Annotated in this window: 9 protein-coding genes; 2 read left to right on the top strand and 7 right to left on the bottom strand. The window is 41.7% G+C overall.

All coding sequences use genetic code 11. The features are described 5' to 3' along the window. Nucleotides 1-124: 124 nt before the first annotated feature. From JOD17_RS21090 to JOD17_RS21100, 3 genes are all read right to left on the bottom strand, one after another. Complete coding sequence (locus tag JOD17_RS21090) at nt 125-403, bottom strand: UPF0223 family protein (RefSeq protein ID WP_204699896.1); 279 nt, start codon at nt 401-403, stop codon at nt 125-127. A gap of 212 nt (nt 404-615) precedes the next feature. Then, nucleotides 616-732, bottom strand: coding sequence for a GapA-binding peptide SR1P (locus JOD17_RS21095; RefSeq protein ID WP_081831626.1), 117 nt, complete (start codon nt 730-732; stop codon nt 616-618). A 158-nt stretch (nt 733-890) separates the two neighbouring features. Next, complete coding sequence (locus tag JOD17_RS21100) at nt 891-1,760, bottom strand: polysaccharide deacetylase family protein (RefSeq protein ID WP_239575801.1); 870 nt, start codon at nt 1,758-1,760, stop codon at nt 891-893. Between the two features lie 181 nt (nt 1,761-1,941). Here JOD17_RS21100 and JOD17_RS21105 point away from each other — a divergent pair, with 181 nt between their 5' ends. Together JOD17_RS21105 and JOD17_RS21110 are read left to right on the top strand one after the other, a co-directional pair. Next, nucleotides 1,942-3,645 (top strand): glycine betaine uptake BCCT transporter, encoded by a 1,704-nt coding sequence (locus tag JOD17_RS21105; protein ID WP_204699897.1) that lies wholly within the window; start codon nt 1,942-1,944, stop codon nt 3,643-3,645. 183 nt (nt 3,646-3,828) lie between these two features. Continuing rightward, entirely contained in the window at nt 3,829-4,182 is a 354-nt protein-coding gene (locus tag JOD17_RS21110; RefSeq protein WP_204699898.1) for a hypothetical protein, read from the top strand. Between the two features lie 173 nt (nt 4,183-4,355). Here the strand turns inward: JOD17_RS21110 and lpdA are convergent, their stop codons facing one another. From lpdA to pdhA, 4 genes are read right to left on the bottom strand one after another with little or no spacing between them, the layout of a single operon-like run. Next, nucleotides 4,356-5,765: a dihydrolipoyl dehydrogenase gene (gene lpdA / locus JOD17_RS21115; protein WP_204699899.1), complete on the bottom strand. Its 1,410-nt coding sequence runs from the start codon at nt 5,763-5,765 to the stop codon at nt 4,356-4,358. A gap of 3 nt (nt 5,766-5,768) precedes the next feature. Then, on the bottom strand, nt 5,769-7,067 hold the full coding sequence (locus tag JOD17_RS21120) for a dihydrolipoamide acetyltransferase family protein (RefSeq protein WP_204699900.1): 1,299 nt from the start codon (nt 7,065-7,067) through the stop codon (nt 5,769-5,771). A gap of 31 nt (nt 7,068-7,098) precedes the next feature. Beyond that, nucleotides 7,099-8,076, bottom strand: coding sequence for an alpha-ketoacid dehydrogenase subunit beta (locus JOD17_RS21125; RefSeq protein WP_204699901.1), 978 nt, complete (start codon nt 8,074-8,076; stop codon nt 7,099-7,101). Then, entirely contained in the window at nt 8,076-9,161 is a 1,086-nt protein-coding gene (gene pdhA / locus JOD17_RS21130; protein WP_204699902.1) for a pyruvate dehydrogenase (acetyl-transferring) E1 component subunit alpha, read from the bottom strand. The genes JOD17_RS21125 and pdhA overlap by 1 nt, the downstream gene beginning before the upstream one ends. Nucleotides 9,162-9,654: the final 493 nt, after the last annotated feature.

A 9,654-nucleotide genomic window follows, 5' to 3' on the forward strand; every position in this document is an offset into this window, starting at 1 on the left:
CGTTCTTTTCTCTATTATAACAAAGCGTGGTTATGATTCGGCGTCTATAAATAAGAAAAAGCTGTTGAGAAATGACTTTCTCAACAGCCTGAGGACAAAGAGACATTCTCTTTGTCCTTTTTTATTACAATTTTACTTTCTCGTCAGGCTCTATTGCTTTTGCTTTTTGAATGACCGAATAAGTCGACGTGTCAGCTTGTTCATCATACTCTTGAAACGTCTTCTTTTCTTCGCTTTTAGATGGAACGACCGCTTTAAATTGTTTATAAGCTGCTAGAACTTCACTCGCTTGTCTCCCTTGATCATACACTTGCTCAATGACCGAAAAGAAATTTGCGACCGCAACAATTTCTTCTTGAGACCAATCTGGAGATAGCGGAATTGAAACTTCATCTTTTGCCATTCTCATTTCCTCCTTTAAACCACACTACAATATGTGCACGTTCATCGCGCACACATTGTACCAAATCGTAGACGTATAAGACAAAGGTAAGTGAACAAACTTACCCGACCAGTCATAACGACACGCTTAGCTCGTTTTCATCGAGCTAATTGTATAACACAATACAAACAAAACTCCCTTCAAAGGATCAGCTTTGAAGGGAGCGTATGATCTTACTTCTTTTTCTTTTTGCTTTTGCACTCGTTACAGCTACTATATAGTGTGCTTATTTTCTCACCTTGGTAATGTTCAATTGTACAATTACACGTTCCACAAATAATGATTGACATCTTCAACACTCCTTGTAAGCGTTTTATTACTGTTAATACTATAATATGACGTCACATTGATCTTGTCAACGATTATTTGTATAACACATTTATTTTTTTCACACAAAAAAGCACACAAGATTAACATCTACGTGTGCTTTTCTTTATAATTGTATAACTTATTCATCTTCAAGAGCGATTTCATCAGGATGAATAAAGCGATAACCTTTCTCTTCTATACCTAAAACAATATCTTCAAGAGCATCTTTCGTCCATTCGCGGTCATGCATGAGTAGGTTTGCACCGTTACGTAATAGTTCAGTGTTAACCATAACGTCAGCGAGTGGCTCTGCCTCTAAATAATCACTTTCCCAGTCATATCCGTATGTCCAATTCATCAATAGCATTTCTTCGTCTTTCGCAAGTTCTCTCGTATAATCAGTGTTCAAACCAAACGGAGCTCTAAAAAAGTCCGGGCGCTCACCGCTAATGTCTTCAATGACATCATTGAGCCCAACGATTTCTTCGTATTGCTCTTCTTCAGAGAGCGTTTGTAAGTCTGGGTGGCCCATCGTATGATTTCCGATTGCATGGCCATAATCAATAATTTGCAGTAGCTCTTCTTCTTGTTCTTCTGTAGTTAGAAAATGTCCATTCACAAAGAAAATTGCACTTACATCAAGATTATGTAAAATCTCCGCCATCTCAACTGCATGATTGTCAGGTGCGTCATCGATCGTTAATAGTACTGCTTCACTCTGTGCATCTCCAATGCTTTCAAAGATCCCCGCTTCTTGATTCCATGTATATTGAGGCTCAAGTTCTTCTGGTTCTTCTTCAACATCTTCATCAGAATTATCATTTTCTTCATCCGATTCTAGCTCATCGTCTGACTTGTTCTCATCTTCAATGTCAGTTTCGACTTCTTCTACTGGTTCATCAATTCCTTCAACTTCTGCTGCTGTCTCCTCTGATTCAGTGTCGCCACAGGCGCTTAACACGAGCAATGGCAACGCTCCTAAAGCAATAAGCATTTTGGGCTTATTCATACGTCCACCTCCATTTAATTCCATTCATTTTCCATAGTACAGGAATCGACACAAAATGAGAAATATTTTCCTACCAAAAAGGACAACTTATTTGTTAAGATGAATACTTATGAGAAATCTGGAAGACAATTATTGGCTTTCACTAACTCATTGCAATATTTTTAGGAAGTTGGTAGCTAGTATGAAACGACTTACACCTGTGTTTTACATCTCCGTGGTCGTTGCCGCCCTATTTATTCTTTGGGGCTCAATAGGAACTGAGCATATGATGGACACGCTGTCATCATTACAAGCGGCAATTTCCACACAACTTGGCTGGTATTATATGTTAACCGCATCAGCCTTCGTACTTCTCTCTATTTTTCTTGTCGTCAGTCCTTTTGGACGAATTCGACTAGGGAAACCTGACGAACGACCTGAATACAATTATTTCACTTGGTTCGCATTTTTATTTACAGCTGGTATGGGCATTGGGCTCGTCTTTTGGGGAGCAGCAGAACCACTCAATCACTACTACAACCCAGCAACTGCTGAAGGTGAAACGAGCCGAGCTGCAGCCGAGGCTCTTCAATATTCTTTCTTCCACTGGGGATTTCACCCTTGGGCAATTTATTCAGTCGTCGCACTTGCGCTTGCATACTTTGGGTTCAGGCATAATGCTCCAGGCGTTGTAAGTGCAGCATTCCGCCCTCTGATTGGCGATAAAGCAGATGGTTGGATTGGCACTCTCATTAACTTCATCGTTGTATTTGCTACTATTTTTGGAGTCGCAACCTCTCTTGGTCTAGGAACTGCACAAGTTGGCGCTGGACTATCACAACTCTTCCCTGTGCAAAACAGCACGACATTACAACTTTGGATTATCGCCGTTGTTACGGTTATTTATATCGCATCAGCTGCAACTGGTATTAATAAAGGGATCAAAATACTTAGTATGGCGAATATCGCATTAGCCTTTGCGCTTTTACTTTTCGTCTTAATTGTAGGTCCAACCGTAATGTCTCTAAGTGCGTTTACGCAAACTGTAGGTAGTTACTTACAAAACCTCCCTCACATGAGCTTCAGGCTCGCAGCATTTGACGATGAAACGGCAACGAGTTGGGTCAATGAATGGACCTTATTCTATTGGGCTTGGTGGATTTCTTGGGCACCTTTTGTCGGCACATTTATTGCTCGCGTCTCAAGGGGACGTACGATTCGTGAATTTGTGTTAGGCGTAATCTTAGCTCCAACTGCCGTTAGTGCATTGTGGTTTGCGACGTTTGGTACTGCTGCAATGGAACTGGATAATCAAACTGGCGGAGCGATATTCTCCTTGATCTCAGATCCTGCTAACGGTGAAGAAATGGCGTTGTTTGCGCTCCTTGAGCAATATCCGTTAGCGACGATTATGACAGGTCTTTCTGTTCTATTAATTGCATCGTTCTTCGTGACATCAGCCGACTCAGCCACATTCGTTCTAGGTATGCAAACAACAGGCGGAAGAATGAACCCACCGATGTCAGTCAAAGCAGTATGGGGTATAATTCAATCGGCAGCAGCTGCCATTTTACTCTTAGCCGGCGGATTGGATGCCCTGCAAACAGCAGCAATCATTGCAGCCTTACCATTTTCAGTAATTATGATTCTTATGACTGTCTCACTTGTAAAATCTTTAATTCAAGAGCGTAAAGCCATCGACCAAAAAGAAGCTCGGAGTCGAAAAGAAATGAATGAGGAATTGAAACTACTCAAAGAAGAGAGAGAACAGTTACGAAAAGAACGCAAACAACTTCGCGAACAAGAAAAAGCAAGGAAAAAAGAAGAGCAACAACAAAAACGCAAACAAACAACAGATTCAAAAGGAACAAACCCACAAAATAAAGACGGCAATCAAAACAACTAGTAGTTGGTATGTTTTTCCTGCTTTATAACAAACGCATCACAGAACTTTCGTTACGTTTACAAATATGGGAAATATAGTCTTTTCATCTACCTTTAATGATATGATCGCACTAAGGCTGATGAAAGGATGCGTGAAATGTTTAAGTTGGGGAAACTTATCACACTTTTTGTATGTAGTGTCATAATGATCGCATGTTCCTTTAATAACGCTTCTTCTATTGAAACTGATGATCTAATACACAGTGATCAACCAATGATTTTACTCATTTACGATGATAAAGATCATGAAGTAGAGAAAACGTATCTTGAAGCCATCAGCACGTTTCATGCAGAGCATCCCGATACGGAAGTAAACTTAGTAGACAAAACGACACACGAATCTCTCATCGATGATTTAAACCTTGATGAATACCCAGCACTTGTTTTACAAGATACGGGTGTATACCATGTACGAGCTTCAGGAAAAACATCGCGTGAGGTCATTTTGCATCAACTAAGAAGTGACCATGATCGCTTCAGTTTACAACATGCGTATTAATATGAACGTCCAACAGAAAAAGGCGGTAAGAGTTCTTCTGAGCTCTTACCGCCTTTTTATTTTCGAAGGTTTACCTAACATTAAGCAGTTAGAAACAGCGCCTCATTTACCCTTACGTGTTATACAACAAATTAATAACCGTCCGCGATGAACACGGACGGTTATTTACTAAATTACTTAATATGAATTGGTGTACCGATTGCAACTTCTGCTGCTTCCATCGTAATCTCACCAAGTGTTGGGTGAGCGTGAATTGTCATTGCAACATCTTCAGCTGTCATACCCGCTTCAATTGCAAGACCGATTTCAGCAATCATATCAGATGCGCTTGGTCCAGCTACTTGTGCACCGATAATTAGTCCGTCATCTTTACGAGTAATGAGCTTCATGAAGCCATCAGAGTCGTTAAGTGATAATGCACGACCGTTAGCTTGGAATGGGAATTTAGAAGCTTTCGTTTCAAATCCTGCTTCTTTCGCGCTTTCCTCAGTGTGTCCAACAGATGCAAGCTCAGGCTCTGTAAAGGCAACGAGTGGAATACCGAGGTAATCGATTTCGCTTGCTTCTCCAGAGATAACCTCTGCTGCAATTTTACCTTCATAAGACGCTTTGTGTGCAAGTTGTGGGCCATCAACGATGTCTCCAATTGCAAAAATGTTGTCAACGCTCGTACGAAGTTTCTTGTCCGTCTTAATAAGACCGCGATCTGTTACGTCTACACCGATTTGCTCAAGACCGAGCTCATCTGTGTTTGGACGACGTCCAACAGATACGAGCAAGTAATCCGCTTCGATTTTTTGCTCTTCGCCTTTAACATCTACAGATACTGTAATGCCCTCCTCTGTCTCTTCAACGCCTGAAGCTTTGGCTTGAGTAATAAACTCAACACCTTTGCTCTTTAAGCGACGTTGTACGAGCTGAGCCATTTGCTTTTCAAATCCAGTAAGAATACGCTTCTCACCTTCAAGTACAGTCACTTGGCTACCGAGGTTTGCATAAGCACCAGCAAGCTCAACACCGATGTAACCTCCACCAATAACGACGAGACGCTTTGGTACTTCTTCAAGTGCTAAAGCACCTGTTGACGTTCCTACACGGTCACTTAGTGGGAACGGAGGAAGTTCAATTGGACGAGATCCTGTTGCAATGATACAGTTTTTGAATTTGTACGATTGAGAGTTGTAGTTCTCACCAGAAACTCTTACTGTATCTTTGGCAGAAAAGTAAGCTTCACCTTTTACGATGTTTACTTTGTTGCCCTTAAGAAGTCCTTCGACTCCTCCAGTTAACTTTTTAACAACGCCTGATTTCCACTCTTGAACTTTAGAGAAATCAAGTGTAGCGTTTTCTGTCGTAATTCCCATTTCGTCAGTACCTTGAGCTTTTTCAAAACGGTGACCCGCTTCAATGAGAGCTTTAGAAGGAATACAACCAACGTTTAGACAAACGCCACCCATGTTCTCGCGTTCTACGATCGTTACTTTTTGTCCGAGTTGTGCGGCACGGATTGCTGCAACGTATCCCCCTGGGCCAGACCCAATAATCAGCGTGTCTACTTCTTCTGCTAAATCTCCTACTACCATGAATTACCCCTCCATTATTATGCGCTCTGGATCGTTAAGCAAACGCTTCACGTGATTCAGTGCATTTTGTGCAGTAACACCATCAATAAGACGATGATCATAACTTAATGATAATGCAAGCATCGGTCTTACGACAACTTCTCCGTTTTCGACAACAGCTTTTTCTTCAATTCGACCGATACCGAGAATAGCAACTTCTGGATGATTAATAACTGGTGTAAACCAAGCACCGCTTGCAGAGCCAACGTTTGAGATCGTGCTCGTACCACCTTGCATTTCACCACTCGTTAATTTTCCATCGCGAGCTTTAATTGCAAGATCAGTAATTTCTGATGCAAGCATAAATACTGATTTACGATCTGTATCACGAACAACTGGAACAACTAGACCACGATCTGTATCCGCTGCGATTCCAACGTTGAATTGTTTCTTGTAAACAATCTCTTCATTTTCATCGTCAATTGAAGCATTCAATGCAGGGTAAGCGCGAAGTGCAGACGTGTAGGCTTTGACAACGTACGGCAAGTACGTAAGCTTAATGTCTTGTTCAGCTGCAACCGGCTTGAATTTCTTACGGTTTTGAACGAGTGCACTTACTTCAACTTCATCCATGTGTGTTACGTGAGGAGCTGTTTGCTTACTGTTTACCATTGCTTTGGCAATCGCTTTACGTACACCTTTTAATGGTACACGCTCTTCAGTAACAGTGGATTCCGTTGATGTAGTTTGCTTCGTTTCAGTCGTTGTGCTTTCTTCTGATTGCTCATCGCTAGAAGCGTCAGCAGATGGCTGGTCGCCACTCACGAATGAATCGATGTCTTCTTTTAAAACGCGCCCATTCTTGCCACTACCTGTGACTTGTTGAATGTTTACATCGTTCTCACGCGCATATTTGCGAACTGTCGGCATCGCAATCACACGCTTATCATCAGCTGAGTCAGCTTGATCTTCTTTAGATGAAGAGCTCGTCGTTTCTTTCTCACTCTTCTCTTCGCTTGCTTTTGATTCTTCTTTAGATGATGATTCTTCTTCTTTTACTTCTTCTTCCTCATCATCATCTTCACTACCGTCATCGATTGTTAGAATGACTTCACCGACCGTAGTCGTTGTGTTTTCGTCAACTTTAATCTCTAATACTGTACCCTCAACTGGAGATGGGATCTCAACAACGGCCTTGTCGTTTTGCACCTCGCAAAGAACATCGTCCTCTTCGACTTTGTCTCCTTCTTTAACGAACCACTTAACAATTTCACCTTCATGGATGCCTTCTCCAATATCAGGAAGCTTAAATTTGTAAGCCATAAGTTGCTACCTCCTTTTCGTGAACGCTCGTTTAAAATTCAATCGTTTCTTTCGCTTTTTCATAGATGTCTTCAGCATTTGGAAGCCAAGCATCCTCATCAGAAGCAAAAGCGTATACTGTATCCGGTGCTGCAATACGAGCAATTGGTGCTTCTAAGTGTAAGATTGCACGTTCGCTAATTTCAGCAACAATAGTTGCACCGACGCCTGCTTGACGCTGTGCTTCTTGAATGACAACTACGCGGTTTGTTTTCTTAACAGATTCTAAAATCGTATCAAGATCCAATGGACTTACAGTACGAAGGTCAATGACTTCAGCACTGACGTCTTCTTTTTCTAAACGGTCTGCAGCTTTAAGCGCTTCATGCACCATAGCGCCGTAGGCAATGAGTGTAACGTCTTTACCTTCACGCTTAATGTCTGCTTTGCCGAGTGGGATTGTATATTCTTCGTCGGGAACTTCACCTTTAAAAGAACGGTAAAGCTTCATGTGCTCTAGGAATACGACAGGGTCATTGCTTCTAATTGCTGAAATTAGAAGTCCTTTTGCATCATAAGGAGTTGAAGGAATTACAACGCTAATCCCTGGCGTTTGTGCAATAAGACCTTCTAAGCTATCAGAGTGAAGCTCTGGCGTTTTTACACCGCCACCAAAAGGCGCGCGAATTGTAATTGGGCTGCTATAATGTCCACCAGAACGATAGTGAGTACGAGACATCTGTCCTGCGACTCCGTCCATTACTTCAAAAAGGAAACCGAAGAACTGAATTTCCATAATTGGTCTAAATCCAGTTAACCCGAGTCCGATTGCAAGACCACCAATTCCTGATTCAGCTAGCGGCGTATCAAAGACACGCTCTTCACCGAATTCTTGTTGGAGACCTTGTGTGGCACGGAATACACCACCGTAATGACCGACGTCTTCACCGAATAACAAGACGTTTTCATCATTTTTTAGTTCCGTGCGCATGGCTTCAGTAATTGCTTGAATCATTGTCATTTCTGCCATTATTCATTCGACTCCTTCGCACGATAGTATTCGAGTTGCTCTTCAAGGTTAGAACCGAGGTCATTACCCATGATCTCAATGAGTTCACTTACCTTTTGACGAGGGGTCTCGTCTGCTTCTTTAATTGCAGCTTTAACGTCCGCTTTCGCTTGCTCAACGACTTCGTTCTCTTGTTCTTCTGACCAAAGCCCTTTTTCCTCAAGGAACTTGCGGAAACGAACGAGTGGATCTTTCTTCTCCCAAGGATCGTCTTGATCTTCAGTACGATATCTCGTTGGATCATCACCAGAAAGGGAGTGTGGCCCGTAGCGGTAACAAAGCGTTTCAATTAGCGTAGGACCGTTTCCTGAAATCGCGTTGTCACGAGCTTTCTTTGTTGCAGCATAAACTGCCAAAACGTCCATTCCGTCTACTTGTACGCCTTCAATTCCGGCAGCAACTGCTTTTTGAGCAATCGTACCTGCTGCTGTTTGCTTTTCAGCTGGAACAGAAATCGCAAATTGGTTGTTTTGAACGATAAAGATCGCTGGTGCATTAAATGCTCCGGCAAAGTTCATTCCTTCATAGAAGTCACCTTGAGACGAACCACCATCACCTGTATACGTAATGACGACGTTTTCTTTTTGTTTTTTCTTAAGTCCAAGCGCAATTCCTGCAGCTTGTACGATTTGTGCACCGATGATGATTTGTGGCATCAACACATTAATGCCTTCCATCTGTCCGCCTTTGTAGTGGCCTCTTGAGAATAAGTACGCCTTTGATAACGGGTACCCGTGCCAAATCAATTGTGGAATGTCACGATAACCTGGTGCAATCCAATCTTCTTTATCTAGAGCAAAATGAGAACCGAGCATTGACGCTTCTTGTCCTGCAACTGGCGCATAAAAACCTAAACGACCTTGACGACCTAAGGAAACGGCACGTTGATCAGCGACACGTGTGTAGACCATTCGTTTCATAAGTTCCTTAAGTTCATCATCACTTAAGTCTGGTAGTGCATCTTCGTTTACGACTTTACCGTCTTCGTTTAGTACCTGAAAAGTTTCAAACTTGTCTTCTACTGCTTCAATCGTCTTTTCAGCCAAAGCGGCTCACCTCTTTCATTTATTATCAGGCATTGTGTAGCATGCCTTGTTGAGCGAACAAACTTGAGTGATTCCCTAATGATTAACGTACCCTGAATCACTACTTTTCAATCTCACATATGAGTTGAATCTGTTTCATGGACACTCATCTAAAAACTAATACACAACATTTCAATAACAGCATACATGAATAGTAAATCATTCGTCAATCCTTACAGCTATATATTCATTTTCTAATCGATACATTTTTAAAATTGACGAACAACTCCAATCTGTTATATATCATCTTGTGATTTCCTCGTTTACATAATGATACAGATTAGTTTCTTACGCGTATAACAAACGAGTTTCCCCAAAACATCATCGTTCATTCAGTCATAAAAAAGAAAACGGACTACCGGTAGTGACCCCAAAAAGTTAGAGTTTGTTAAACAGCTGATTGGCTGGTTGATGTTCGATATTGAATCGGACTTTGACCAGCCAGTTTTAGTTT

The organism is Geomicrobium sediminis (assembly GCF_016908595.1).
Classification (GTDB): Bacteria; Bacillota; Bacilli; order Bacillales; family Marinococcaceae; genus Geomicrobium_A; species Geomicrobium_A sediminis.

Bases quoted from the DNA above. Each gene is read 5' to 3' on its own strand.
- JOD17_RS21090 (WP_204699896.1), bottom strand. From the start codon at position 403: ATGGCAAAAGATGAAGTTTCAATTCCGCTATCTCCAGATTGGTCTCAA.
- JOD17_RS21095 (WP_081831626.1), bottom strand. From the start codon at position 732: ATGTCAATCATTATTTGTGGAACGTGTAATTGTACAATTGAACATTAC.
- JOD17_RS21100 (WP_239575801.1), bottom strand. From the start codon at position 1,760: ATGAATAAGCCCAAAATGCTTATTGCTTTAGGAGCGTTGCCATTGCTC.
- JOD17_RS21105 (WP_204699897.1), top strand. From the start codon at position 1,942: ATGAAACGACTTACACCTGTGTTTTACATCTCCGTGGTCGTTGCCGCC.
- JOD17_RS21110 (WP_204699898.1), top strand. From the start codon at position 3,829: ATGATCGCATGTTCCTTTAATAACGCTTCTTCTATTGAAACTGATGAT.
- lpdA (WP_204699899.1), bottom strand. From the start codon at position 5,765: ATGGTAGTAGGAGATTTAGCAGAAGAAGTAGACACGCTGATTATTGGG.
- JOD17_RS21120 (WP_204699900.1), bottom strand. From the start codon at position 7,067: ATGGCTTACAAATTTAAGCTTCCTGATATTGGAGAAGGCATCCATGAA.
- JOD17_RS21125 (WP_204699901.1), bottom strand. From the start codon at position 8,076: ATGGCAGAAATGACAATGATTCAAGCAATTACTGAAGCCATGCGCACG.